A 25630-nucleotide genomic window follows, 5' to 3' on the forward strand; every position below is an offset into this window, starting at 1 on the left:
ACCATGACCTTAACCGAGCTGCGCTATATTGTCGCCCTGCAACAGACTCAACATTTTGGCAAAGCCGCAGAAAAATGTTTTGTCAGCCAACCTACGTTGAGCGTAGCGATAAAAAAACTTGAGGACGAGTTAAATGTGGCACTGTTTGAGCGCAGCCGCAATCAAGTACGCGCCACCCCGCTAGGTGAGCAAATTATTAAGCAAGCACAAGTGGTGCTTGAACAGAGCCATCTAATTAATGAACTGGCCAATGCCGGCAAAGATCCCTTGGGCAGCAAATTATCCATTGGCGCTATTTTCACTATTGGACCTTATCTTTTTCCGCATTTTGTTCCCAAGCTACAAAAAAATGCGCCTGCTATGCCTTTGTATATCGAAGAGAATTACACGGCGGTACTGCGCGAAAAATTACGTCAGGGCACACTGGATGTCATCGTTATCGCCCTGCCCTTCGCCGAGCCCGACGTGGTCACTCAGGCGCTATACGAGGAGCCCTTTGTGGTGTTATTAGCCAAAGACCACCCGTTGACGAAATCCAAAACCATCAACCCCAGGCAACTGGAAAAAGAGCAGGTGCTGTTACTGGGTGAAGGTCATTGTTTTCGCGATCAGGTGTTGGATGCCTGCCCCGGCTTACGTAAAAATATTCATCAAGGAAACCAGACTCTGCAATCGGTAGTCGAAGGCAGTTCGCTGGAGACGCTGAAATATATGGTCGCCTCGGGTTTGGGTATCACCGTGTTACCCGCTTCCGCAGCCAAGCTGGCAGATAATAACGCGCTGGTGACCCGGCCCTTTACCAACAATGCACCCCAGCGCACCGTTGCACTCGCTTGGCGCGCCAGTTTTCCCCGCCATAAAGCGGTGGATGTGTTAAGCCAAACAATCCGCCAATGTAAATTAGGCAGCGCGGTAAAGGCCTGAGCATGTCTACACCACCGACCTTGGATCGGGTAGCCATCGCCACCTTAAAAGGTGTAGGTCCAAAAATGGCCGAGAAACTGGCCAGCCTCAGCATCCGCAGCGTACAGGACTTTTTGTTTCACTTACCGCTACGCTATCAGGACCGCACCCGTATTACCCCCATCGGCGCGCTGCAACCCGGCATGGATGCCGTGATCGAAGGTGACGTTAAAGCCGCTGATATCGTGTTTGGACGGCGCCGCAGTCTGGTTTGCCGACTGCAGGATGGTACCGGCACGGTGACGCTGCGATTTTTCCATTTTTCCGCAGCACAGAAACAAAATTTAACGCAAGGCACTAGACTGCGCTGCTATGGTGAAGCCCGTCGCGGAGCCAGTGGTCTGGAGTTTTATCACCCGGAATACCAAGCCGTTGACCCGGGCCAGCCGCTGAACATTGAAACATCACTCACCCCTATTTACCCCAGTACCGAAGGTCTGAGTCAGCTAGGCTGGCGCAAACTCAATCAACAGGCCTTGCAGCTGTTACAGCCCAATACCCTGATTGAGTGGCTGCCGGATATTCCCACAATTAATGGCCAGCAAATTCGGCTTGAACAAGCGTTGCTCTACCTGCATCAACCACCAACCGATGCTCCCACCCAGCTACTTCGAGAGGGCGAACACCCCTATCAGCAGCGGCTGGCTTTCGAAGAATTATTAGCGCACAACCTCAGTTTGTTAAAATTGCGACAACAAACCCAGCAGCAAGGCGCGCCCAGCTTTACCGATGGTGATCAACTGAGCCAACAATTTATCGAGCAGCTGGGTTTCACCCTCACCTCCGCCCAGCAACGGGTAGTCACGGAAATCAATAACGACTTGCAACAGCGCAAACCCATGTTGCGGCTGGTGCAGGGCGATGTCGGTTCCGGCAAGACCGTGGTCGCCGCCCTGGCCGCCATCAAAGCTCTCGCCAGCGGCTACCAAGTCGCGCTCATGGCGCCTACCGAGATTCTGGCTGAGCAGCACTTCAATAATTTTTGCCAATGGCTACAACCACTGGGGATTTCTTTGGGCTGGCTGACCGGTAAGGTCAAAGGTAAGCAGCGCAGCCAGCAACTTACAGCGATTGCCGAGCATCAAACCCAGATGATCATTGGTACCCATGCGCTGTTTCAGGACGAGGTGCAATTTGCCAAGCTAGGGCTGGTGATTATCGACGAGCAACACCGCTTTGGCGTCCACCAGCGCCTGGCATTAAAAGAAAAAGCGCGGCAGGAAGTGGGGCACCCCCACCAGCTCATAATGACTGCCACCCCGATTCCCAGAACGCTGGCCATGAGCGCCTATGCCGATCTCGACACCTCGGTGATTGATGAATTACCACCGGGCCGTACCCCGATCAACACCGTGGTTATTGATAATGGCCGTCGCGCGCAAGTGATCGAGCGAATTCGCAGTGCCTGCAGCGAGCAGCGGCAAGCCTATTGGGTTTGCACCTTAATTGAAGAGTCAGAAACGCTGGCTGCCCAAGCCGCAGAAGACAGCTGTGAATTACTCACCGCAGCACTCCCGGACTTAAAAGTTGGCCTGATTCACGGGCGCATGAAAGCGGATCAAAAAGTTGCCGTCATGGAGGCTTTTAAAACCCATCAACTGGATGTACTGGTTGCCACCACGGTGATTGAAGTCGGCGTCGATGTGCCCAATGCCAGTTTGATGATTATCGAAAATGCCGAGCGGCTGGGGCTCGCCCAATTGCACCAGTTGCGCGGTCGTGTCGGGCGCGGCAGCACCGCCAGCCACTGCGTGCTAATGTATCAATCACCACTGGGACAGTTGGGTAAACAACGCTTGCAAACCATGCGCGCCAGCAGCGATGGCTTTGTGATTGCCGAAAAAGATCTGGCGTTACGGGGTCCCGGTGAATTACTCGGTACCCGGCAAACCGGCTTAATGCAGTTGCGTATCGCCGATCTGGAACGTGATAGCCATTTGCTTGAGCAAGTGCAAGCCACTGCCGAGCAATTACTGAGGCAACACCCCGAAGCGATTGATCCGCTAATTAAGCGCTGGCTGGCGGACAGCGAACAGTATGCGCAAGTGTAACGCCGCTGTTCCTTGTTTTCTTTTCTGCGAATTGGCGCACATTACGCTTTCGAAATTAAGCACTTACGTCACGGTAAGCTAAACTGGTACTCACGTTATAATAATAGACCGCCAGACCTCCCTCAGAACAGCCATAGAGCTGAGCCGGATACGGTGTTTTTTTGGTTTTGGCACCAGCAGTAATCTATCAAGGAGCATTACATGTCAGTCCCGGCTGTCATTGAACAGGTATTAACCCAGCACGATATTGAATTCAACGTCATTGATGCGCATCCCAGTGCCCAGCTTCAAGGCACAGCCAGAAGCTCGGTGCTGCAAGATAGTCAGGGCAAACTACAAGCGATCTATCCCGCTGAAAGTATCCTCGATGTAGACGCATTGCGAGCCCATACCAAGCGCGAGCTCAAAGCCACATCGCTGGAAGATGTCCAAACTCTTTGTTCATCGGCTCAACTCAGCCAACTGACCAATGTGCCAAAAGCTCTAGGGCTGGACATCGTCATCGACCAGCGCCTGTTAGAATGCACTGAATTAACACTGGAAACCGGTAACGAACAACATTTTGTCAGCCTCAGCGCCGCGCAATTTAAACAGCTGATTGGTGATGCACTAGTGGCTAATATCGCAGTGACAGAGGCTGAACTGCAAACAACTTCACTGGATAGCGCGGCCGATACCGACCAAATTACTGCCGCTGTCGCCAACTTCACCCAATTGCGGATCAAGCAGCGGCTGGAAGAAACGTTGGAATTCCCCCCCTGCCAGACACTGCGCAACGGATTATCAAATTGCGGGTTGACCCCAATGCCGATATCAAAGATCTAACGGATATTGTGGAAAGTGATCCCTCACTAGCGGCTCAAGTCGTAAGCTGGGCGGCTTCCCCCTATTACGCAGCACCAGGAAAAATCAAATCGGTACACGATGCCATTGTCCGTGTACTGGGTTTTGATTTAGTGCTCAACCTGTCACTCGGCCTGGCACTGGGTAAAACCATGGCACTGCCCAAAGAAGCCGCCAAAGGCTTTACCCCATATTGGGAACAGGCAGTCTATGCCGCCACTGCGGTGGAGGCTCTGGTCGGCGCAATCCCGCCGAAACAGCGTCCCACCATGGGCATGGCCTATTTATCCGGTCTGCTGCATAACTTTGGCTACCTGATTTTAGCCGAAGTATTTCCACCCCATTTTGCTAATATTTGCCGTTATCAGGAAGCAAACCCCTTTTCCAACCACAGCCATATCGAACGGCACTTGATCGGCGTTACCCGGGAACAACTGGGGAGCTGGTTAATGCGTTTATGGAATATGCCTGACGAAGTATGTGATGCGCTGCGATTTCAAAATGAAGCCAACTATGACGGTGACAATCAGCAGTATGCGAAACTACTCTTTATAGCGATGCGCCTATTGCGCACGCATGGCATTGGCGACGCGGCCTTAACACCCATTGCTGACAGTCTATTCGAGGAGCTGCACCTGGATCGCGAAAAAGCCGAGGAGGCCATTGCTAAAATGATGGAATCTTCCGCTGAGCTAAACCTCATGGCTGCCAATATGGCAGCTTAAAATCGACATTGATGCTAGCAAGGGCTGATTATTCAGCCCTTTTTTATTACTTGCTCACGCAATCAGCAAAATCATTTGTTGGTATTGCACCCCGGAAATAGCATGCTGATACGTTCCAGCAAATTCCACAAAGCCATGGCTGCGATAAAATTCAATCGCTTCCAGTCTTGCGCTCAACAGGATGCCCTCGGCCCGCAATTGCGTCGCACGGGCGATAACCGCACGCAATAACATATCCCGATATCCGCAGTACATAAATGGTCGCGCCACCGCCATTTTTGATAACTGCAAATAACGGCGTCCTGAACCAGCCGTTATTGCGGTTAATTGACCACAGGCAATGACTTTCTGAAACTGAATAATAGCGGCGGTATAGTGTTGCTGGGGGTTTGCTGGATCAGGGCTAACTCGCTCTGAAGCCGGGAAAATCCAATCGCAGAGTTGGTGTACGGTATTGAAATCGCTATCGCCAGTGGCGAACCACTGTACGGCAACATTTGGTTTAATCTGAATTAACATAGGCTGTAATCCTTTACTGAAAAATGTAACAGCACTCTTCCTGAGTAGCCGCCCTATCATAAGCCTATTAACGAAAATAATCTTGCACCTAACGAGACTATTTCGTTGCTTAACAGCTAGCACTGAAACCGTTACCATGCGCGCTCTAACAACAATAATGTGGCACCGCACTCTGGAGTATCCATGTCTCAACCCCGCACAACCTTCCTCGGTGTAGCACTGAGCGACGGCGTCCGTCGCCACAATTTAATCGCCTATATGTTTATCGCGCTGGTGTCATCCGGCTATGCCGGTTTACTGGCAATGCTGGAACCGGGCTTATTACAGGTACTGGAAGTCCCATTTGAAGAGCAGGGATTAATCACCGGCAACCTCCGAGTTATGCAGGAGTTGGTCTATATCGCGTTAATGGGGGTGTTCGGGGTCTTTGCAGACCGCATTGGCCGCCGCCTGATCTATGTCTGCGGTATGTTGTGTATCGCCTTTGGTTACACTATTTACCCATTTGCCAGCAGTATCGAACAGTTGGTGCTGTACCGGCTGATTATCGCCGCCGGTGGTGCCGCGATGATGGGGATGATGATTACAGTGATCTCCGATTACACCCGCAATGAAACCCGCGGTCGCGCCAATGGCATTCAGGGTTTAATGGCCACACTGGGCGCCTTCATTCCGCCGCTATTGGGTTTTGTACCAAAAGTGTTAGTCGATCAGGGCTACAGCGAAGTGCAAGCTCTGCAAGGTGCATTTATAGCGGCCGGCTCACTGGGACTGCTGGGCGCCATTATCGGTTGGTTTGGGCTGGCTAAAACTGTTGGCATCCAGGCTAGTGCCGCCAGCGAAAAAATCACCGACATGCTCAAGCACGGCCTGCGAGCCGCCCGTGACCCTGCCACCGGATTATCCTACGGCGCTGCCTTTATTTCTCGCGGCGATTTAGCCGTTACCGGCGCGTTTATGGGACTGTGGTTTGTGCAGTACGGCGTCGGCGAACTGGGTATGAGTTTCAGTGAAGCGATGGGCACGCTGTCAGCACCGAGAGTGTTCACCACCGTATTTGGTGCGCTAGTCGGCGCCATCCTGATGGGTATTATCAGCGACAAAATCAGCAAAGTAGCGGCAGTCTCGCTGGCTTCCGGGATGGCAGCCGTCGTCTACCTCGCCATCTATTTTGTCGACGATCCCACCGCTAATTGGGTCTGGGGCTTAATGTTTTTAATGGGGATTGCCGAGATCAGTGCCTTTGTCAGCAGCCAGGCCTTGGTCGGTCAACAAGCACCGGAGCAACGCCGCGGCGCTGTCATTGGTTTTTTTGGGACTGCAGGTGCGGTGGGTATTTTAGTCGGCAGTGGCGGTGGTGGATGGCTGTTCAAACACTATGGACCTACCAGTCCGTTTGTACTATTCGGGGTATTGAATTTGACCGTATTTATCTGGTCATTATGGGTAAAACGCATTCATCGCGACGGATAAAAAGCAGAAATAAAAAGGGGCGGTTACCCGCCCAACATGCTGAGCTAACTCTCGAAGGTTAGTGCAAAGTAAACTCGGTAACGGATGTGCTGTTGCCGTCTTCATAGCGACAAGCTTCCATCCAAAGTGGCCATTCCATAGGTAACACTTGTTCAATGGTTTGCTGGGCCTGAATCTGATCCACCATGGGTAATTCGCTGACAAAGCTCATCAGCTGGGTCAGATGATCACGGGCCTGACATAACACATCCAGATCATCCTGTTGCTGTGCCCACAGGATGCTGTTTTGTAAATTCTCAATATGATGACTTAGCATGATGTTTCCCCAATCTTTGTTGGTTGCGACTTATTATGTTGTCGCTGCTAGTGGTGGCGGTGCTTCTGCACTCTTCCCCGGTTATACGAGATATAGCAAGCGACGGGCCAACTTTAGAAACAAAGCGAGAACATCCATATAAGAAGTTGTTTTATAAGAGGAATTTTTATTTTACATGGTGATTGCAGGGCGTTTTCAACCGCCGCGAAAGACAATATTTTGGCGGCCACTCAGCGCCATCATTCCTATCCGGTCGACGCTGTGTCAAAAAACTTGCTCTTGGCTTGCGTCAACAAAAGGAACTGCCAAAAAAAAGAGCTGCTAAATAGCAGCTCTTTTTTTCAACTCAAAACTGATCAACGTCAACCAGCCGCCACATTGGTTTGCTCACCCTCGGAGCGAGCAATTACTACTGCCCCACAGGAGTCACTGTACACATTCACCGCTGTGCGCATCATATCCAAAACCCGGTCGGTCACCAGCAATAGACCCAAACCTTCCAGCGGCAGACCAATCACTCCCAAAATAACAGTGATCGCTACCAAGCTGGCCGCTGGAATACCCGCCACCCCTATGGAGGTCAGCAAGGCAACCAGCACGATGGTGAATTGCTGCACCAGACTCAAATCAATACCGTAGGCTTGGGCAATAAACATCGCCGCCACACACTCGTATAAAGCCGTGCCGTCCATATTAATCGTAGCACCCAGTGGCAATACAAAACTGGTGGTTTGATTGGACACACCGACTTCGCGCTCAACCTTCTCCAAGGTCAACGGCAAGGTGGCAGAACTCGACGCCGTAGAAAAAGCCGTTAACATTACTGGTGACATTAATTTGAAAAAACTGCCTGGCTTTACTCCGGATAATCGCAGTATCACCGACATAGTAATAAACGCATGAAACGCTAACCCGAAAGCCACAGTAAAAAAGAAAATAATCATCGGTTTAAACGCGGCAAAACCGGTTACCGCCACGGTGCCTGCCACTAAACCAAATACACCATAGGGCGCAAATTTCATTACCCACATGGTAATTAACATCATGGTTTCAAAAATGGATTGCCAAAAATCTTTTATTAATTGGCTTTTCCCGGTTTCGATTTTAGTCATAAAAAAACCGAACACGATAGCAAAGAAGATAAGCCCCAGCATTTCGCCATTAACCGCTGCAGCAACTACATTGGTCGGTACCATGCGCAGAAAAATACCACTGATATCACCAGCACTTCTGCCCTCTACTTTTTGTACCACATCAGCCAGTGCATTTTTATCGGTAGTAAGGTTCAGCTGCTCACCGGCAGGCTTACCTTCAATCAGCCCTGGCTGGGTGATATTGACCAATGCCAAACCGACCAATATTGCCAACAAGCTAGTAGTGGCATAAAACAGAATCGTTTTCCCGCCCAACCGGCCCAAATGCTCACTATTACCGATGCCAGAGATACCGGTAATTATTGATGACATGACCAAGGGTACAATAATCATCTTTAAGGCATTAAGAAATAAAGTACCGAGAAATTGATAAATGGCTAAAAAGGACACCCCGAATAATTCAGCCTCGGGACCAGTAACAGTGCCAGCAATACCGGCGAGAAGAATTGCGATCAGAATTTGCCAATGCAGTGCGAGATTTTTCATACCCTTTCCATTTGTTATTAGGAGTGAACAATAAGCGTGCAGCGTGGCCTAATACTACGCTAAATAAAAATGAATGATAGCCTGAGTTAGCTTAGCTCCGCTTAGCTGTCTGCATCAATAACTGCAATAAAGCAGGCTTGCCCAGTTGCCGTAATCGATTGATATTATTTTCCGGGATTTTTTCCGGGTCCGGGTAGCCTGCTAACGCCCGACTTAGCTGCGCCTCTCGAATAAAGTGTAGCATTGGATAAGGTGAGCGATTGGTATAGTGACTAACGTCATCAGCATCGACACCCTCAAAACAATAATCAGGATGAAAGCTGGCTATTTGAATAACGCCATCCAAACCAACCTCGGTCAATACCTCTTCGGCTAATTCTACCAGTCCCCAATACTGATCAAAATCCTGCAGCCCTTGGCTGAAGACCAACAAACTGGTGGCAATGGAATCTTCATCCTGTTGCTGTAATAAATCCAATTGTTTCAACACCGCCACCAGTTGCTCTTCATGTGTCTGTGCTGCACACACTTCAATATGCAAGCTCTGCTCATTCACCACCGCAGCAGCAAATGGGCATAGATTTAAACCAATCACAATACCTTGTAACCAGTCCATAGTTTGCTGAGCTGGGTTATTGCTAGCGCTGCTATTGCGGTTCATTTTATGTTACCCAAACGTTGTTGTTAAAAATAAATATTCGCCCATAAAAAAACGGATAATGCATAAACATCATCCGTTTCACTAGCCATACAATTAAACTTTACTGATTAACAGCTTCTTTCAATGCTTTGCCAGCTTTAAAACCTACAGTATTTGAAGCGGCTATTTGCAAAGCCTCTCCTGTACGTGGGTTTTTACCTACTCTGGCATTGCGATGACGGTTTTCAAAAGTACCAAAACCTATCAAGCTAACCGATTCTTTGCGGCTTAACGCATTAGTGATCTGATCCAAAATAGCAGATAACACATCATTGGCTTTGTTTAATGGAATGTCGGCTTTGTCGGCAATTTCTGCTGCGAGCTCGGGCTTACGCATAATGTTTCCCTCTTAGAATTGTAATAGTTTTTTTAGACGTCATTGCCTAAGAAAATTTTTATAAAAAGCCCGAAGAAAAAACGTCGAGCTTATTTGATCAACCCACCCAGCCTAACATAATAGGTAAGTGGTTATTGCTTACGCCATTACTGGCGGTAGTTCTTTCTGTAAACGCATTTTTTCTTTGGTGCCTTCGCCAGTTAAGGCAAAACCAATCAAATTACCTTGCGCACTACGGAATTCAGCGACGACATTATTGCCGTCTTGTTGAATTGTCCATTCACCCTCTGCGTCCCTGGGTACCGGATTTACTACCACCGGACACGCTGGAGTTTTAATGGTAACAGGCATAGCTGCATAGCTTACTTCAGTGGGCTCACCCGCTAAGGTTTTACCTAAAGCACGAGCGCCAGCCATTAATGGAGCAACATACACCAGTACATGGCCAGCCACTTCAGCACAATCACCCAAGGTGTAAACATTTTTGGCCGATGTTTCCAATAAACGATTAGCCACTATGCCCGGTTGACTTTGATACCCGCCTTCGCTGCAAGTTCCGTTCGCGGTCTTACACCGACTGCACACACAACTAAATCTGCGTCAATCGTATCACCGGTATTCAACGTGACCTGCACAGCACTATCAGTACCTTTATTCACTTCAGTGACCAACGGACCAAAATGAAATGTAGCCCCTTTTTCTTCCAGCGCACGCTGTACTGCTTTGCCAGCAACTTCTGGCAATAAAGTCGGTAAGCAATACGCTAAGGGATCAACTGTTTCAACCTCAAAGCCGCCATTCAATAAATCATTGGTATATTCACAACCAATTAAACCACCACCAATAACACACACTTTCTTGGCACCGGTTTTTTTCATCGCTTTGCGGAAGTCATCAAAATCGAGCAGGTCATTGACGGAATACACATGATCCAGTGCATCGCCAGCAATGGGTGGCCTGATGGGTTCGGCACCCAGAGTCAGCACTAATTTGCTGTAGTGAATGCTGGTCGCAGCATCACCAACTTTAATAATTTGATTATCCGTATCGATTGCTGCCACTTCAGTCATTGTCCACACACTGGCTTTCAACGTGCGGGCCATAGTGCCAGCGTCAGCCTGCGCTAAATCTTTGGCTTCAGTATTTTTGGTATAGCCTGTCGATAACATCGGCTTGGAATAAGAGCGTCCATCATCCGATGTGATTAAAATCAATGGGGTTTCAGCGTCATGCTTGCGAAACTCTTTCGCCAAACCATAACCGGCTAATCCTGTACCCAGGATTATCACTGGCGCCACGACATGATCAGTGGTGTCTTCTTCCTCGTGGTGCGGCACTTCTGTCGGCTGCTCCACCATTTCGATCATTTCAAAATCTTCTTTACCTACACCACAATCAGGGCACAACCAATCTGCTGGAATATCGTCCCATTTAGTACCTGCTGCAATGCCTGAATCAGGGTCGCCTTTGGCTTCGTCATAAACCCAGCCACAAACAATACATTCCCATTTACTCATTAAAATCCTACCTCATTAATATCTTTTTTTGCTGCGCATGTATTCGGTAAAGCGCAGGGCTTGCAAGTCACAGATATATCGCGCATTCTGCCGTCCTGCGCATCAGTCATCAGAGCTCAATAAACGCCACTAAAAATCTCAAGCCACCGGAAGCCCGCTATTGTACGCTGTTCAACCTCTCAGATACCACCCCGGTGAAGCCCACTGGCGGAGTTCTCAACACTGTATTATTGAGCCATTACCCAGCGCCGCAAAGAACTGGCTGCTGGATTCGGGGTCGCTCACCAAACGCCTGATTACTGCCAGTCACGGCAACTTCAAAGTACAAGTGCTCAACCAGCGATGGCAGCAACCACGGCTGTCAGAGGCCATTTTATTGGATATGCGGCCCCGTGAGCGCGCCATTATCAGGGAAGTAGCCTTACTCTGCCACGGTCAAGCCTGGGTATTTGCCCGCAGCGTTATTCCCGCCACATCACTCACGGGACGGTTACGGCGATTACGTAAATTTAATGACAGCTCACTGGGTGCCATGCTGTTTAGCGATCCAAGCATGCGCCGCCGCCCCTTTCAAATTGCCAGTATCGACGGCAATAGCCAGCAATTGCCCGCTCAATTTCGACAAGCTCAATCCTTGTGGGGCCGTCGCTGCCGGTTTGAACTGGCTGACAAGCCGATTATGGTAAGCGAAATCTTTTTACCGACCTGCGCTTTGTAACAACCGACTTGGCAAACGGTCTACCGATCTTCTAAACTCTTTACGTTAGTATATGAGGAAAACCAACAACAAATAAGGCACGGAGATGGCCACACTACTTTTCTGGAATAGACGCTCAGGATCTGATCGTCGCCAGCATCAACTTCAATCAAACGATAATCGGCAACGTCTGGATCGTCGCCAACTGGCCGATAATCACTATCAACTTTTTATAGCTCACCATGGTTTCGACCGTTTTGAATTGTTCTCACTGTCCGCCATTACCTTGTTGTTAACAGCTATGTTATTGGGCCTCTGATATACTCTTTTTTTAAAACCAACACCACGTCAAGCAATGAATACCCTTATATCAACGCTGCGCAATAAAGCACCTGATTACTTAGCCCTCATTCGCTTCGACCGCCCCATTGGCGTCTATCTTTTACTGTGGCCAGCCTTATGGGCTCTTTGGATTGCCGCTGAAGGCGTGCCCGATTTAAAACTGCTATTTATTTTTATTGCCGGTACTTTTTTGATGCGTTCAGCCGGCTGTGCGATTAATGATTACGCCGACCGCAACATCGATGGCGATGTCAAACGCACTCGCGATCGCCCTATCCCCAACGGCCGTATCAGCCCCAAACAGGCACTTCTATTTGCTGCCGTTCTGGCCATACTCGCTTTTATTCTGGTGTTATTTACCAATACCAAAACCATCTTGCTGTCCTTCATTGCGGTGATACTGGCGGCCTGCTACCCCTTTATGAAGCGTTATACGCATTTTCCCCAAATCGTATTAGGCGCCGCTTTTTCCTGGAGTATTCCAATGGCATTTGCCGCTCAACAAAATGCGCTCCCTAATGCCATGTGGCTACTCTATATTGCCGTTGTGCTATGGACGGTCGCCTATGATACCTTTTATGCCATGGTTGATAGAGATGATGATATTAAAATCGGCGTCAAATCAACGGCTATTTTATTTGGTGACGATGATCGTGCCATTACTGGCATGCTACAAATCTCAGTGATTTTTATTTTAGCGCTGGCCGGTCCTCAGTTTAATTTGGGCCTTGCCTATTATGGTGGTTTAATTGGCGCTAGTGGATTATTTATTTACCAGCAACAACTTATTCGCCGCCGTGAGCGTGACCAATGCTTTAAAGCTTTTTTAAATAATCATTGGGCAGGATTAATTATTTTTATTGGCATTGTATTGCATTATTTTCTACCCAGCTGAGCCAAGTACATCCAAAGGAAAAATAATGCGCGTCAGTTTTATTGATAGTGTCAGCCTCATCGACAGCGAGCAATGGAATGCTATCACCGGTATCGACTATCCCTTTACCCGCCATGAGTTTCTGCTGGCGCTGGAAACCAGCGGCGCGACCAATCGAGAAACTGGCTGGCAGCCGCAACATGTAACGGTCTACCAAAGCAATGCTGGCAAAGAAAAATTGATCGCAGTGATGCCGCTGTATTTAAAATATCACTCCTACGGCGAATTTGTTTTTGACTGGTCCTGGGCGGATGCTTATCGCCGCCACGGCCTGGACTATTACCCAAAACTTCTCAGTGCAATTCCTTTTACTCCGGCTACCGGCCCCAGATTATGTGTCGCTGCAGACTGTGATGCGACTATTGTCAATGAAGCCGTTATCAGCGCTATTTATCAACACGCCGAGTCCCTCGGGGTCTCATCTATTCATATATTATTCCCTGATCAAACAGCTTGTGAAGCATTTCAGCTGGAGGGCCTCGCCGCCCGTCACGGCGCTCAGTTTCACTGGTTCAATCAAGGCTTTACTGACTTTGATGATTTTTTAGCTACCTTTAGTTCGCGCAAACGAAAAAACCTAAGAAAAGAGCGCATGGCGGTAGCAGATCAAAATCTCACGCTGGAAGTGTTTGAAGGCCATGAAATATCCAGCGATATCTGGCAGCGATTTTATTATTTTTATCAAATGACTTACGCCAAGCGCAGCGGTCATGGCGGCTATTTGGATCAGGAATTTTTTGAGCTAATCGGAAAAACTATTCCGGAAAACCTGGTGCTGGTGTTGGCCTACGATAACAACAAAGGCGGCCAGGCCATTGCCGGCGCACTTAATTTTCGCGACAGTAAAACACTCTATGGACGTTACTGGGGCTGTATCCGTGAATTTGAATTTTTGCACTTTGAAGCTTGCTACTATCAGGGGATCGAGTACTGCATTGCCAACCACTTACAGCGCTTCGACCCTGGTGCACAGGGCGAGCATAAAATACAACGCGGCTTTACTCCTGTTCGCACCTATTCCAACCACTGGATTGCCCATCCGGATTTTCGACTTGCAGTGGATGATTTTTTACTCAGGGACAATGCCGCGACTGCCGATTATATTGAGCAAGCCACAACATTACTACCGTTCAAAAAAGCAGACCAATAAGCACTATCAAGCCGCCTGCTCAGACTCCAATCCTTCAAGCTCTTTACTTAACCGCTGATAATTACTGTATTTTTTATGGCTGGCCGGAATGTTACGGATATTGATCAAACACTGCTCGGCTTCAGTCAACCAAAGCTCACGGTCACTGCCATTTTTATTTGTTTTAATTAATTTAACCAGAGCTTGTACCAGGTTCAGGTTTAACTCAATATTCTTGGTAAAAAACGTCTGCGCTTCACGAAATGCTACCACTGCCTGTTGATATTCTCCCGCTTTAAAATATTTGATTCCTTGGCGGTTAAGCTTAATTATCTTATCTTTTCCATCTTTACTGACAGGCTCATCCAGTACTTTATCGGCCTTGGATAATATTTGTGGGTCAACGCTGCTGGATGCTAACTTACGAAGTAGTATGCCAGCCTGTTCATCATTACCGGTTTGGCTTAAAGATTTAGCGAATTCCAATTGGCTACTTTCAGAGAATGCTGACGGATTTTTATTAAATATTTTCTCCGCCTCATCCATTCGTTGTTTACTATTTAACTTATCACCCTGTAAATAATAGGTGCGGCCTTCAATAAACAAAGCTTGCAATTCCGCATCGCCAAAGACATGGAATTTAGCACGCATTTTAGTAAAATTATCAAATAACTCCTTGGTGATTACCGGATCATTGTAACTATTGTGGTGATCACAAAAATCGCTCAAGCAACGGGCTAAATTCAAATGATTGTCCGCAGCTTCATATTTGCTATTACGCGCAATTTTTATAATATTCCGCCAACCGTTGATCGCATTATCAAAATGATTGTTCTTCTCACAGATACCCGCATACAATTGCTGGCGGCGCAGCGATAACGGTGACACCATTATCGCCTTGGCCATAATATCTTCGGCCTTTTGTATTTGTTCCTGTTGCAAATAAATACTGGATAAATTTTCATACGCTTCAATATACATATAGTTGATATTAATCAACTCTAAAAACAACGCCTCAGCCTCCTGCATTTTCCCTTGCTGCATATATACATTGGCCAGTCCTAGACGTGCCCAGTCGCTATCGCGAGCAACTAATTCCGTATCGTATATGTTTAAGGCACTTTCCAGCTCACCAACACTCTGATAAAGATCTGCCAGAATGCGTAAGCCGTTGCTACGAAACTCATCATTATCCTCAAGATAGTTTTCACAATCCTGAATTGCCAGCGGATAATTGCCCCCATCCACTGACTGAAAAACCTCATGCAAACTGGATTTGAATCGCAGCAAGCGTTTCACTCTGCGGATCAATAAGTTTTGGTTATAGGGTTTGGCCAGATAATCATCTGGTTGGAACTCAAGCGTATTTAAAACAATATCGCGGGTAGTTTCGGCAGTTAAAATGACAAAGGCACTAACGTTATTAAACAGCTTTTGCCCGCGTAACTCTTCCAGTAATTGCTGGCCATTTTTACCCTCCCCCAAATCGTAATCGGATAACACAAAATCGTAATCCATTTTTCTGCACATCGAAATAGCAGCACTGGCGCTAACCGCAATATCGACCTGCTGCACACCCATTGTCAACAAAGTACGGCGTAAGGCATCACGGCCAAACGGATAGTTATCAACAATAAGAAAACGATTTTCACTGGGGCGATTGGAGAGCATAGTAGATTCGTTAGTCCTTGTTCCAAATCAGGCAACGATTATTGGCTGGCATGGCATAGTCTTCGACAAATGATAAACCGGCTTTCATAGCTAAAGTGTGAACTGCTTCAAAGTTTCGAATAGCACTGAGCGGATGCTGTTGCTTTAACCATTGATCAAACCGCGCATTGCTCTCGCTGGTATAGTGACCGTCGTAATTAAAAGGACCGTAGATGCACAACACCCCCGGCGATGTTAATACTCGTGCCACCTGCGAAAAAAATACTTCTACTTCAGGCCAGCTCATTATATGGAGAGTATTGGCTGAAAAAATTGCAGGCGTAGCCGCAATTGGCCATGGCTTTTCGATATCAATAGTCAGTGGCGTTAATATATTTTCGACAGCTGCCCATTCCAACCAGGCATTTATACCTTCTATATACTCTTGCTGATCAGCAGGCTGCCACTGCAAATGCGGCAGCGCCTGGGAGAAATGCACCGCGTGCTGACCGGTGCCGCTACCGACTTCAAAAACAAAATCCACCGCCGCCAAATGCTGCTGCAAAACAGCCAGAATTGCGGCTTTATTGTTTTCACAAGCTTGGGAAAAAGGTCTATCCATAAACCGCTCCAGCGTTAGTCATGAACACACGCTAACAATTACAAGGCTATGCAGCAACAACCGTTATAGCTTGGCTATATAACGCGATAGATGCTCTAACTTCTTCGGGTCGTCGTCAACAAAGCGCACAGTTAATTTCAACACCCCCGCATCAATGCGGTTTTCAGCCGCCTGGATGCTGTGCACATAACCATTTAAACGCGCGACATCTTCACCGTCGTTTTGAACAATACTAATGACCACCGTTTCCAGAATAGTCGGCAGTGTGTCCTCACGCTTAATGGCACCGCTCATCATCTGTAACGAAATATCTTTAATCACACACTGGGTATTGAATCCGGCAAACGTGAGCAACGCCTGACCTCTGGCTTGCGGCTTATTTTTGGGTTTTTTTGCTGCAGGTTTTGCCGGGCGGGGGCACTGGCTGTCAACACACTGGCGGAATCATTCATCACCGCTGCCGCTTTGGGTTTACTCACCGCAGCACCAGCACCGCCGGTTAATACGCCCAAACTATTATCATTGGCATTGGGTACACCCGCCGGTTTAACTGTTTTCCCCACTTTTGCCAACGCCTTGGTGACTTTGCCCACCAGGCCTTCAGGGGTAAACGGTTTGCCTAAATAATCACTCACACCAGCCTGCGCCGCCTTCACAATAAAGTCACGCTCGCCACGGCTGGTAACCATAATAAAAGGTAATTCGGCATAGGCTTCCTGAGCGCGCACCCAACGTAAAAACTCTTCACCGGTCATATCCGGCATTTCCCAGTCACAGAGAATTAAATCCACCCGGTTCGCTTTCAGAATGGGGATAGCTTTTTTAGCACTGGCTGCATCAAGAATTTCACTGCCAGGAAAATGATCCCGGAGGTTCTTCTTTAACATTTCGCGGATAAATGTGGCGTCATCGACCACTAAAAACTTCAATGCTGCCATAGCGGCCTCTAACAGGTAGGTATGGTTTCAGCTTAGCTGAAAGCTTTTTGTACGCAACTCAATGGTTACAATACGGCGAATTACGCGGGTTCATCACGGCTAAAGACCCAATCGCTGGTAGAAGACATCGCAGCGTTATAACGATAGCCCTCAACGTCAAACTTTTTTAAGTCCTCAACATTGGTTAGCTGATGCTTTATGACATAGGCACTCATTAAGCCGCGAGCTTTTTTCGCATAGAAACTAATGATTTTATATTGCCCATTTTTTTTATCTTTAAAAACTGGCGTAACAATATCGGCCTCAATCCCTTTGCTTTGCAACGCTTTAAAATATTCATTGGAGGCCAAGTTAACCAATACCGTACTTTTGGTTTTTTTCAGCTGGGTATTTACTGCCTGCGTCAGCTGCTCACCCCAAAACTGATACAAATTAGCCCCACCCTGATTGGCAAACTTTGTGCCCATTTCCAAGCGATAAGGCTGAATTAAATCCAGCGGCCGCAACAGGCCATATAAGCCTGATAAAATACGTAGATGTTTTTGCGCAAACTTAAAATCGGCCGCAGTAAAACTTTCAGCATCCAAACCGGTATAAACATCACCTTTAAAAGCTAACAGTGCCTGCTTGGCATTTTTAGTATCAAATGGGGTGTGCCAGCTATGAAACCGATCAAAATTTAACAATCCCAATTTTTCGCTGATGCTCATTAAACTTGAGATGTCTGCGGGCGCCAAGTCCTGCAGTTGTTTAATCAGCTGCTGTGACTGCTCCAAAAAATCAGGAGTGGTTGCCACTTTAGTTTTGGCAGGCGTTTCAAAATCTAACGTTTTTGCTGGGGAAATCACCAAAAGCATGGTTAATTCTCAATATAAAAAATTCAACTCGAACTGATTTATTATTCCGGCGCTAATAACGACTGCCACCAATCAAGCGGCTCACCGGTTTCCGGATCGTAGACATTACCGTAATACCACACCACATCATCACGATCACCTAAGGTATCTTGCAGAATTTTTTCTACAACATTAAAACCGCAGCTGACATGAATACTAAACACTAACGCTTTATCATCCCGGATATCCACATCGCCACCCAGTTTTTCAAACTCGGAGCTTAAGCCTTGTTCAATCGCCTCCAGCGCCGGAGTGGCAAAAGAATTTTTACTGAAAACACGCACGCAGAGATTGCCGCCATGCTGTAATACTTTGAAGGCGCCCTGAGTATTTTCTAGCGGCTGAATGACATCCCCGCGGGCAATACCGCGCACAAACATCGGCGATTTCAATAACTGGAAACTATTATTTTTTGGCTGCGGGTGCGCTAGAATTTTTTCAATAATAATTTCACCATTGGGGTGAGTGCCGGCGATAAGGCTCACCGTCGTCTCGCCACCCAACAGTGGTTTGCTAGTTGATTCCGTCATGATTAACGCCCCTTAGCACACATAAACACCCTGGGCCCGGCGACGCTCACATTCACGTTTATAATTTTTACACACTTGAATCATCGCTGGAGCAGGATCATTCATGCCATAGCAGTCAGAGTTTTTTGCCGCTAATTCATCATCAGGCATTTTTTCCCATTTGCTTTCGCAGGCTGAGAGAAAAACGAGGGAAAATAATAGCAACGATTGTAGGGTTGTTTTTGCAGTTGAGATCATAGTCTTTTATGTAATCAATAGTTTGTGCCATCCGGCGTTTACAGTATCTACAGCTGACATCCCTAAGCCATGTACGTCACTTTTGTTATATATTTAAGCTATCAGCCTGTACCAGACGTCCTAACTCTATAAACAGCCGCTAACCATAGCAGATCACAGCCCAATCTGGCCAGTAACAGCCACTGACTAAGGCCTGATTCGACTAATGCGCCGACCGCTTCGCTCAGCTATAATGCCCGGCAATAATTAGATGACACTACTGCTGCATATTTCATGTCACCAGCCAAGCACCAACATATTATCCAAACCAGCATTGATACCTTGACCGATGTCAGTGGTCGCCTGCTCGCTTGGCTGAGCCTGATCATGATGGTGCTGCTGTGCCTGGTGGTGGTGTTACGCTATGGTTTTGATCTAGGCACCATCGCCCTGCAAGAATCCGTCACCTACCTGCACGGCAGTATCTTTATGTTAGGTGCCGCCTATACCTTAAAACTTGATGGCCACGTGCGCGTCGATATTTTCTATCGTAATTTTTCCCCCAGAGCCAAAGCATGGATCAACAGTCTTGGGGGAATTATTTTCTTGCTGCCGTTATGTACCTATATCTTTATCATCAGCTGGGACTATGTCATTCAATCCTGGGCCATTCGTGAAGTGTCTACCGAGCCTGGCGGTATACCGGCCATTTTTTTATTGAAAACCCTTATTCCGCTGATGGCTTTCAATCTCGGCTTGCAAGCGCTAGCCGAAATCTTGCGCAGTGCCATGGTACTGATCAGCAAAGATGAGGCTAGTCACACCGATGGTTGAATATATTCCTCTTGTTATGTTTCTGGCGGTGTGCCTGGTGCTGATGCTGGGCTACCCCGTCGCCTTCAGTTTGGCTGGCACAGCCTTAATTTTTGCCGGCGTCGGTATTGTCAGCGGCCACTTTGATCCCTCCTTTCTCAGCGCCTTACCTAATCGCTTATTTGGCACTATCCGCAACACCACGCTGATTGCCGTGCCACTCTTTGTGATGATGGGTGTGATGTTGGAAAAGTCCCGTGTTGCCGAGCAATTATTGGGCAATATGGCGGCCATGTTCGGTCAACTCCGTGGCGGCTTAGCCATATCGGTAGTCCTCGTCGGCATGCTTCTCGCCGCCAGTACAGGCATTGTCGGTGCCACCGTTGTCACCATGGGTTTGTTATCGCTGCCCTCGATGATGAGTCGGGGTTATAACCCCAAACTAGCCACCGGCGTCATCTGCGCCACCGGTACTCTGGGACAAATTATTCCACCATCGATAGCGCTGGTGTTACTGGGCGATATCCTCTCCAGTGCCTACCAGCAGGCCCAACTCAATATGGGCATTTTCAATCCCAAAACCGTGTCCGTCGGTGACTTATTTATCGGCGCCATTGTGCCCGGGCTAATGTTGGTCTCTTTATACATTGTCTATTTATTGGTTTATGTGCGTATCAACCCCAGCGCCGCCCCAGTAGCTGATGACCAGCAGCGTCCTAGCCTCAGTGAACTTTTTTCCGGCTTAATCCCACCGGTGCTTTTAATAGTAGCAGTACTGGGCTCCATTTTAGTGGGTGCCGCTACGCCCACAGAAGCTGCCGGTGTCGGTGCCTTAGGCGCCACGCTGCTAGCGCTGGCAAAAGGGGAACTCAACATTGCCCGATTGCGGGAAGTCGGCCAATCCACGCTTGAAGTCACCTGCATGGTATTTATGATTTTAATTGGTGCGGCGGTATTTTCGCTGGTGTTTCGAGGGTTTGGTGGCGACGATTTAATTCATCATCTGTTTCAGCAAATGCCTGGCGGGGTGATCGGTGCCACCGCCGTCGTCATGGTGGTTATCTTTCTGCTCGGCTTTATCCTCGACTTTATTGAAATCACTTTTGTAGTGGTACCCATCGTTGGGCCGATCCTATTAATGATGGGGGTCGACCCAATTTGGCTAGGCATCATGATTGCAATTAATCTGCAAACCTCCTTCCTCACACCGCCCTTTGGCTTTGCGCTGTTTTATTTGCGCGGTGTTGCACCAGCCTCTATCAAGACCAGCGATATTTACCGTGGCGTAATTCCTTTTGTTTTAATCCAGCTGGCGCTACTACTAATGATTGCGCAATGGCCTTCACTGGTAACCGGATTACCGGCATTGCTAAAATAGTTCGATTAAACCAGCGCTGTGCGCTTTGACCCAAAATAGCAATAAAGCCGGGTATGCAAGATGCAGCCATTGCAAATACAGCAATTAGCGGTACAGTAGCCGTTCTTTTTACCGGCTCAACCAACTCGAGCCAACCACGTTCAGGACCCCCAATGAGTGACGATGATTTAAACGACGACGCCCCCACCCCCAATGGTGAGCTCGCCTTACAAACCCTTGCCATGCCCGCTGATACCAACGCCAATGGTGATATTTTTGGCGGCTGGTTAGTGTCACAGATGGATCTGGCTGCCGCCATTGCAGCACTGGGCACCGCCCGAGGCCGTATTGCCACAGTGGCTATCAATGGTATGGTTTTCCTCACCCCGGTACATGTCGGCGCTGTTGTTAGCTGTTACGCTGAAGTGTTAGACGTCGGCCGAAGCTCAATCACCATTAATGTTGAAGTGTGGATCAAACACAAAATCACCCTGGAACCCACCAAAGTCACCGAAGGTGAATTCGTCTTCGTGGCTATTGATGACGATGGTAAAACCAGAGCGATTAATAAATGAGCGTCTCTACCATCAACCGCGCGCCCTCACCCAGTGGTGAGCTCTCCATCCAGACGGTAGCAATGCCCGTAAACACCAACCCTCGCGGTGATATTTTTGCTGGCTGGTTAGTCTCGCAAATGGATTCCGCGGCAGGCGTGGCCGCAGTTAAACTTGCTCGCGGCCGGGTGTCGACAGTGGCTATCGACAAAATGAAATTTTTGACCGCAGTGCATGTTGGCGCCATTGTCAGCTGCTACACCAATATTATTGATGTTGGTCGCAGCTCAATCCGCATCAGTGTGGAGGTATGGATTACTGACCGCAATAATTTCGAGCCGGTTAAAGTCACCGAGGGTCAATTTGTGTTTGTTGCTATTGATGACCGGGGACGGACCCGGGCGATTCAAAAATAAGTCTTAAACTCTACCCTGCAAAAATTTATTAACCTGCGCTTTAGGGGTTTTATTTAATTGTTGTATTAATTCAAAACCAATATCCAGCAATTGATAACGCTGCTGTAACAACTCCAGCATAGCCATCCAAACTTTAGCCGTCATCTCCGCGTCAAATAAGGCGCGGTGAAAATCACCCTCGCTAGGGATATTGACATATTTTACCAACGTACCCAGTTGATGATTGGGCGCCTGCTGAAAAATTCGTCTTGCCGCCAGCAGCGAACAAGAAAACAGCCCACTATAACTGCGATCAATTCTTGCCAACTCACTATCCAAAAAGCGCTTATCAAAAGAGGCGTTATGCGCCACTAAATTACTGCCCCCAATAAAATCGGCAAACCGATCCATCACCTCTTCACAAGGGGCCGCCTTTGCCAACATACTATTGGTGATGCCGGTATAATCAGCGATGAAACTGCTGACTTTTTTGCCCGGGTACATCAACTCCTGAAACCGCTCAACCGCCAACCCATTTTCCAGTCGCACAGCACCAATCTCGATAGCGCGATCACCACCATCCGGGGATAAACCCGTAGTTTCAAAATCAAGTACAATCACCGAATCAGCCGGGCGCATAATGTTCCTATTATTAAGCCTTACACTTATATCTATTTAGATAAAACAACCACAATGCATTATCTGGTCTCACAAATCATTCAGCAACTACAAAGCGAGCTAAACACCGCAATCGCCGCCAGCCAACAAGCGCATGCCAGCGCGACGGATAATGAAAACGTAGCGGAAAATAAATACGACACGCTGGCAGTAGAGGCTGCTTATCTGGCCCATGGCCAATCCATGCGTATTGCTGAACTACAACAAGCTATTCTAAGCTATCAACAGTTCCAGCCAGCTGAGTTTAATCAGCAGTCGACTATTGCTCTAGGCGCGCTGGTCAGTGTGGAAAATAATAACACGGGCAAAATACAACAGGTTTTTCTCGGCCCAGCGGCTGGCGGCTTGTTACTGACCCACAACCACAAAACCATCCACTTAATTACCCGTACCGCGCCTTTAGCCCTAGCGTTACTGGGCAAAAATATCGACGGGGAGATTCAACTAAATAGTCATGGGCAGTTACAAGATTTTACCATTGTAGATATTCAATAAAAGGCTGGCGATCAAAGGTTCACCTAAGTAAACAGGGGTATTTACTTTAATCGAGCATGGATAGTCATGCGCCAAATTTTTCAAACACCTGTTGTTCCGTTAAATTTTCTGTCAAATTTGAAAACTCATAGAACCCAGGTTTCTGGTCAATAAATATCTGCTGCTTAAAATTAAAATCAGACTCGGCCTGAAACAATCCCACTGGAATAATATACTCATCTGTAGGTTTTAAGTGGTAATACAAGTGCGTTCCGCAATTGCTGCAAAACCCTCGCTCTGCCCAATCAGAAGAATTAAAAACCTTGACAAATTCATTGCCAGAAATGGACACACTTGAATCACAATGTACAGCCAGAAAAGGACCTCCCCCCAACGCCGGCACATACTGCAATGGCAAGCTTCAAAATCACTGACAGCATTTGCTTCAATTGTTACCGACTCACAAAGACATAGACCTTTCATAGTAGCTCCAATGTTTATGATTTAGCATTCATCCAAATAATAACAGGGCTGACACTTAATATTATCAACGCGGGGTTCTAAATCCATTACTCCAAACCAACGAGCGATAGCATGGTCCAATGGTATCGCCGCATTCTGATGAATGTACAGCAAGTAACAGCACATTCTGACCATCCACATCTACCACCCGCCACTTGTGTGCCAGGAACTCATAGGCTTCACCTTCAACCACCACCCATAACACTGTCCCACCGCTGCCACCCCACATAGACGTTGCTGATGAGCAAGCAAACCGGGATGCATCGACGATCTCTTCAGGCCGACCATCACCCGTTAAATCATGTAAAGCGATTGCATCCACCGCCGCACTGAATTTACCCTTCTCAAAACGGGCACAGTCATTTTTAGCTTGCTGGATTATTAATGCTGAACGGGTGAACTGCTCAGCACTTAACAGCATTGAGTAACCGCCGATAATAAGGCCCGACAATAGTAAACGAGTTATTAAAATTTTTATTTTTTTATTCATCGTGTGTTGATCAGCTCGAGCACCAACGTTAACTAAGTGTTAAGTGTTGAAACTATACTCACGGGTAATCTGTGCTATCTGGACTGAATAAGACTGGTACCATCTCTGTTTGGCTATTTTTTGCGTATTCAAATGCTCGCTATTTTCTTTCCACTTGCGGATTTGTTCTTCAGACTCCCAGTAGGAGAGCGCCATTCGTTTATTTCCGTCCATCATTGCGGTGAACTCAAGACAGCCATATTCCTCGAAGGCTAGCTTTTTCATTTGTTCCAGTGCTTCCATATAGTCCTGATCAAGATCGGCAACTGTTGCTTTTAGAATTACTACAAACATAAATCATTCCAAGGGGTGTGACTCATAGCGCAAAACGCAGGGACATACTACAGCGAACTGTTAGAATCTTAGGTACGACATACCAACACTGTGACGCTGCATAACTTGTTTACCCCACATAATACACCAGCCGCTATCCATTTCATTGCTGGGCTCTTCGCGGTACATATAGCCGACTTTCTTACCATGCACCGTAATCATATCTGTAGCAATACATCCGCCGTAACCTACAGCTATATCCTTAAATTCTTCTGGCTTTAATTTGAACTCTTTAGTCATTGCTCAGATCTCTGGGGAAAACTTAACGCTGAGGTAACGGGCAGCTTTGTGGCAAAGCCACGCTTAAAGCTGTCCAGCTAGCTGGCGACCGTTGACCGTATTGTTATGCGCTGCTACAATGCGTACACATTTACGTACAGGTACAGAATAATGGACAGCATAAGCTATACTTCCGCCCGTAGCAACCTTGCTAAAACAATGGAGCAGGTTTGCAACGACCATGCCCCTATAGCCATTACCCGCAAGGGAGAAGGTGCCGTGGTAATGATGTCTATGGACGACTACCAGGCCTTGGAAGAAACTGCCTACTTGCTTCGGAGCCCAAAGAATACACGACGACTGATTGAGTCGATTGCAGAACTTGAGGGTGGCAAAGGACTGGAAAAGGAATTGATTGAGTGAAATTAATCTTTGCAGAAAAGGCATGGGAAGATTACCTATACTGGCAAAAGACAGATAAGAAGATGCTTAAGCGTATTAATTCTCTTATCAAAGATATTCAGAGAGAGCCTTTCGAGGGAATAGGAAAGCCAGAGCCATTGAAGCATGCCCTTTCTGGATATTGGTCTCGACGGATTAATGACGAACATCGGATGGTTTATAAGATTCATCAAGACTCCCTTCTTATAGCTCAGCTACGGTATCACTACTGACTGAGCGCATACGCCGTGCTCTGGGGCAAACCGTAGCGTAGGTT

The 25630-nt window shown here is 47.6% G+C and carries 32 protein-coding genes and 1 pseudogene; 16 read left to right on the forward strand and 17 right to left on the reverse strand.

All coding sequences use genetic code 11. From position 1 onward, the window contains the following. Positions 1-3: 3 nt before the first annotated feature. The 4 genes from UNITIG_RS11940 to UNITIG_RS24320 all read left to right on the forward strand — a co-directional run bounded on the left by UNITIG_RS11940 (position 4) and on the right by UNITIG_RS24320 (position 4582). A complete protein-coding gene (locus UNITIG_RS11940) occupies positions 4-924 on the forward strand; it encodes a hydrogen peroxide-inducible genes activator (RefSeq protein WP_101758583.1) in 921 nt (306 codons plus the stop codon). A gap of 2 nt (positions 925-926) precedes the next feature. Continuing rightward, positions 927-3014 carry an ATP-dependent DNA helicase RecG gene (gene recG / locus UNITIG_RS11945; RefSeq protein ID WP_101758584.1) on the forward strand — a complete coding sequence of 696 codons (2088 nt, stop codon included), beginning with the start codon at positions 927-929 and terminating at the stop codon, positions 3012-3014. 201 nt (positions 3015-3215) lie between these two features. After that, positions 3216-3839, forward strand: a complete 624-nt coding sequence (locus UNITIG_RS24315; protein WP_235015365.1) for a hypothetical protein — start codon at positions 3216-3218, stop codon at positions 3837-3839. Continuing rightward, entirely contained in the window at positions 3803-4582 is a 780-nt protein-coding gene (locus UNITIG_RS24320) for an HDOD domain-containing protein (RefSeq protein ID WP_235015366.1), read from the forward strand. The genes UNITIG_RS24315 and UNITIG_RS24320 overlap by 37 nt, the downstream gene beginning before the upstream one ends. 54 nt (positions 4583-4636) lie before the next feature. On the opposite strand, the gene UNITIG_RS11955 is transcribed toward UNITIG_RS24320, so the two are convergent. Continuing rightward, positions 4637-5101 carry a GNAT family N-acetyltransferase gene (locus UNITIG_RS11955; protein WP_101758585.1) on the reverse strand — a complete coding sequence of 155 codons (465 nt, stop codon included), beginning with the start codon at positions 5099-5101 and terminating at the stop codon, positions 4637-4639. Between the two features lie 183 nt (positions 5102-5284). On the opposite strand from UNITIG_RS11955, the gene UNITIG_RS11960 reads away from it, so the two are divergent. After that, on the forward strand, positions 5285-6574 hold the full coding sequence (locus UNITIG_RS11960) for an MFS transporter (RefSeq protein ID WP_101758586.1): 1290 nt from the start codon (positions 5285-5287) through the stop codon (positions 6572-6574). A gap of 58 nt (positions 6575-6632) precedes the next feature. On the opposite strand, the gene UNITIG_RS11965 is transcribed toward UNITIG_RS11960, so the two are convergent. The 5 genes and pseudogenes from UNITIG_RS11965 to UNITIG_RS25305 all read right to left on the reverse strand — a co-directional run bounded on the left by UNITIG_RS11965 (position 6633) and on the right by UNITIG_RS25305 (position 11084). Further along, positions 6633-6890, reverse strand: a complete 258-nt coding sequence (locus UNITIG_RS11965) for a hypothetical protein (protein ID WP_101758587.1) — start codon at positions 6888-6890, stop codon at positions 6633-6635. A gap of 362 nt (positions 6891-7252) precedes the next feature. Then, positions 7253-8530 (reverse strand): dicarboxylate/amino acid:cation symporter, encoded by a 1278-nt coding sequence (locus UNITIG_RS11970; protein ID WP_101758588.1) that lies wholly within the window; start codon positions 8528-8530, stop codon positions 7253-7255. A 91-nt stretch (positions 8531-8621) separates the two neighbouring features. Continuing rightward, positions 8622-9191 carry a DUF1415 domain-containing protein gene (locus UNITIG_RS11975; protein WP_101758589.1) on the reverse strand — a complete coding sequence of 190 codons (570 nt, stop codon included), beginning with the start codon at positions 9189-9191 and terminating at the stop codon, positions 8622-8624. A gap of 100 nt (positions 9192-9291) precedes the next feature. Beyond that, entirely contained in the window at positions 9292-9567 is a 276-nt protein-coding gene (locus tag UNITIG_RS11980; RefSeq protein ID WP_101758590.1) for an HU family DNA-binding protein, read from the reverse strand. A gap of 138 nt (positions 9568-9705) precedes the next feature. Continuing rightward, positions 9706-11084, reverse strand: a pseudogene (locus tag UNITIG_RS25305) (FAD-dependent oxidoreductase). Between the two features lie 160 nt (positions 11085-11244). Between UNITIG_RS25305 and UNITIG_RS11990 the strand changes: the two are divergent. The 4 genes from UNITIG_RS11990 (at position 11245) to UNITIG_RS12005 (ending at position 14207) form a co-directional block, all read left to right on the forward strand. Then, positions 11245-11802, forward strand: a complete 558-nt coding sequence (locus UNITIG_RS11990; protein WP_101758591.1) for a chorismate lyase — start codon at positions 11245-11247, stop codon at positions 11800-11802. An 85-nt stretch (positions 11803-11887) separates the two neighbouring features. Further along, positions 11888-12100 (forward strand): hypothetical protein, encoded by a 213-nt coding sequence (locus tag UNITIG_RS11995; protein ID WP_101758592.1) that lies wholly within the window; start codon positions 11888-11890, stop codon positions 12098-12100. Between the two features lie 36 nt (positions 12101-12136). Then, complete coding sequence (ubiA, locus tag UNITIG_RS12000; protein ID WP_101758593.1) at positions 12137-13018, forward strand: 4-hydroxybenzoate octaprenyltransferase; 882 nt, start codon at positions 12137-12139, stop codon at positions 13016-13018. A 25-nt stretch (positions 13019-13043) separates the two neighbouring features. Further along, a complete protein-coding gene (locus UNITIG_RS12005; protein WP_101758594.1) occupies positions 13044-14207 on the forward strand; it encodes a GNAT family N-acetyltransferase in 1164 nt (387 codons plus the stop codon). A 6-nt stretch (positions 14208-14213) separates the two neighbouring features. Here UNITIG_RS12005 and UNITIG_RS12010 read toward each other — a convergent pair whose 3' ends face one another. The 6 genes from UNITIG_RS12010 to UNITIG_RS12030 form a co-directional block, all read right to left on the reverse strand. Continuing rightward, positions 14214-15857, reverse strand: coding sequence for a tetratricopeptide repeat-containing response regulator (locus UNITIG_RS12010; protein ID WP_101758595.1), 1644 nt, complete (start codon positions 15855-15857; stop codon positions 14214-14216). Between the two features lie 10 nt (positions 15858-15867). Continuing rightward, a complete protein-coding gene (locus tag UNITIG_RS12015; RefSeq protein WP_101758596.1) occupies positions 15868-16458 on the reverse strand; it encodes a DUF938 domain-containing protein in 591 nt (196 codons plus the stop codon). A 63-nt stretch (positions 16459-16521) separates the two neighbouring features. Next, entirely contained in the window at positions 16522-16779 is a 258-nt protein-coding gene (locus UNITIG_RS23585) for a hypothetical protein (protein ID WP_200821279.1), read from the reverse strand. Further along, positions 16776-17396, reverse strand: coding sequence for a response regulator (locus UNITIG_RS12020; protein WP_200821280.1), 621 nt, complete (start codon positions 17394-17396; stop codon positions 16776-16778). Before UNITIG_RS12020 ends, UNITIG_RS23585 begins: the two co-directional genes overlap by 4 nt. A gap of 80 nt (positions 17397-17476) precedes the next feature. Continuing rightward, positions 17477-18253, reverse strand: a complete 777-nt coding sequence (gene yaaA, locus UNITIG_RS12025; RefSeq protein WP_101758597.1) for a peroxide stress protein YaaA — start codon at positions 18251-18253, stop codon at positions 17477-17479. 41 nt (positions 18254-18294) lie between these two features. Beyond that, positions 18295-18822 (reverse strand): DUF4265 domain-containing protein, encoded by a 528-nt coding sequence (locus UNITIG_RS12030; RefSeq protein ID WP_101758598.1) that lies wholly within the window; start codon positions 18820-18822, stop codon positions 18295-18297. 510 nt (positions 18823-19332) lie between these two features. On the opposite strand from UNITIG_RS12030, the gene UNITIG_RS12040 reads away from it, so the two are divergent. From UNITIG_RS12040 to UNITIG_RS12055, 4 genes are all read left to right on the forward strand, one after another. After that, entirely contained in the window at positions 19333-19872 is a 540-nt protein-coding gene (locus UNITIG_RS12040) for a TRAP transporter small permease subunit (RefSeq protein ID WP_101758600.1), read from the forward strand. After that, positions 19865-21229 carry a TRAP transporter large permease subunit gene (locus UNITIG_RS12045; RefSeq protein ID WP_101758601.1) on the forward strand — a complete coding sequence of 455 codons (1365 nt, stop codon included), beginning with the start codon at positions 19865-19867 and terminating at the stop codon, positions 21227-21229. Before UNITIG_RS12040 ends, UNITIG_RS12045 begins: the two co-directional genes overlap by 8 nt. Positions 21230-21381: 152 nt before the next feature. After that, positions 21382-21783: an acyl-CoA thioesterase gene (locus UNITIG_RS12050; RefSeq protein WP_101759269.1), complete on the forward strand. Its 402-nt coding sequence runs from the start codon at positions 21382-21384 to the stop codon at positions 21781-21783. Next, on the forward strand, positions 21780-22178 hold the full coding sequence (locus tag UNITIG_RS12055) for an acyl-CoA thioesterase (RefSeq protein WP_101758602.1): 399 nt from the start codon (positions 21780-21782) through the stop codon (positions 22176-22178). Before UNITIG_RS12050 ends, UNITIG_RS12055 begins: the two co-directional genes overlap by 4 nt. 3 nt (positions 22179-22181) lie before the next feature. Here UNITIG_RS12055 and UNITIG_RS12060 read toward each other — a convergent pair whose 3' ends face one another. Continuing rightward, entirely contained in the window at positions 22182-22796 is a 615-nt protein-coding gene (locus UNITIG_RS12060) for a PolC-type DNA polymerase III (protein ID WP_101758603.1), read from the reverse strand. Positions 22797-22850: 54 nt separating this feature from the next. Between UNITIG_RS12060 and UNITIG_RS12065 the strand changes: the two genes are divergently transcribed. Beyond that, complete coding sequence (locus UNITIG_RS12065) at positions 22851-23330, forward strand: transcription elongation factor GreAB (RefSeq protein ID WP_101758604.1); 480 nt, start codon at positions 22851-22853, stop codon at positions 23328-23330. 64 nt (positions 23331-23394) lie between these two features. Here the strand turns inward: UNITIG_RS12065 and UNITIG_RS12070 are convergent, their stop codons facing one another. From UNITIG_RS12070 to UNITIG_RS12085, 4 genes are all read right to left on the reverse strand, one after another. After that, complete coding sequence (locus UNITIG_RS12070; protein WP_235015368.1) at positions 23395-23661, reverse strand: GFA family protein; 267 nt, start codon at positions 23659-23661, stop codon at positions 23395-23397. A gap of 195 nt (positions 23662-23856) precedes the next feature. Next, on the reverse strand, positions 23857-24321 hold the full coding sequence (locus tag UNITIG_RS12075) for a hypothetical protein (RefSeq protein WP_101758605.1): 465 nt from the start codon (positions 24319-24321) through the stop codon (positions 23857-23859). A 39-nt stretch (positions 24322-24360) separates the two neighbouring features. Then, a complete protein-coding gene (locus UNITIG_RS12080) occupies positions 24361-24654 on the reverse strand; it encodes an antibiotic biosynthesis monooxygenase (protein ID WP_101758606.1) in 294 nt (97 codons plus the stop codon). Positions 24655-24714: 60 nt separating this feature from the next. Continuing rightward, complete coding sequence (locus UNITIG_RS12085; RefSeq protein ID WP_101758607.1) at positions 24715-24933, reverse strand: DUF2185 domain-containing protein; 219 nt, start codon at positions 24931-24933, stop codon at positions 24715-24717. Positions 24934-25083: 150 nt separating this feature from the next. Here UNITIG_RS12085 and UNITIG_RS12090 point away from each other — a divergent pair, with 150 nt between their 5' ends. Then, positions 25084-25335, forward strand: coding sequence for a type II toxin-antitoxin system Phd/YefM family antitoxin (locus UNITIG_RS12090; protein WP_101758608.1), 252 nt, complete (start codon positions 25084-25086; stop codon positions 25333-25335). After that, a complete protein-coding gene (locus UNITIG_RS12095) occupies positions 25332-25586 on the forward strand; it encodes a Txe/YoeB family addiction module toxin (protein ID WP_101758609.1) in 255 nt (84 codons plus the stop codon). The genes UNITIG_RS12090 and UNITIG_RS12095 overlap by 4 nt, the downstream gene beginning before the upstream one ends. Positions 25587-25630: the final 44 nt, after the last annotated feature.

Origin of the sequence: Oceanicoccus sp. KOV_DT_Chl (assembly GCF_900120175.1) — a bacterium.
Taxonomy (GTDB): domain Bacteria; phylum Pseudomonadota; class Gammaproteobacteria; order Pseudomonadales; family Dasaniaceae; genus Oceanicoccus.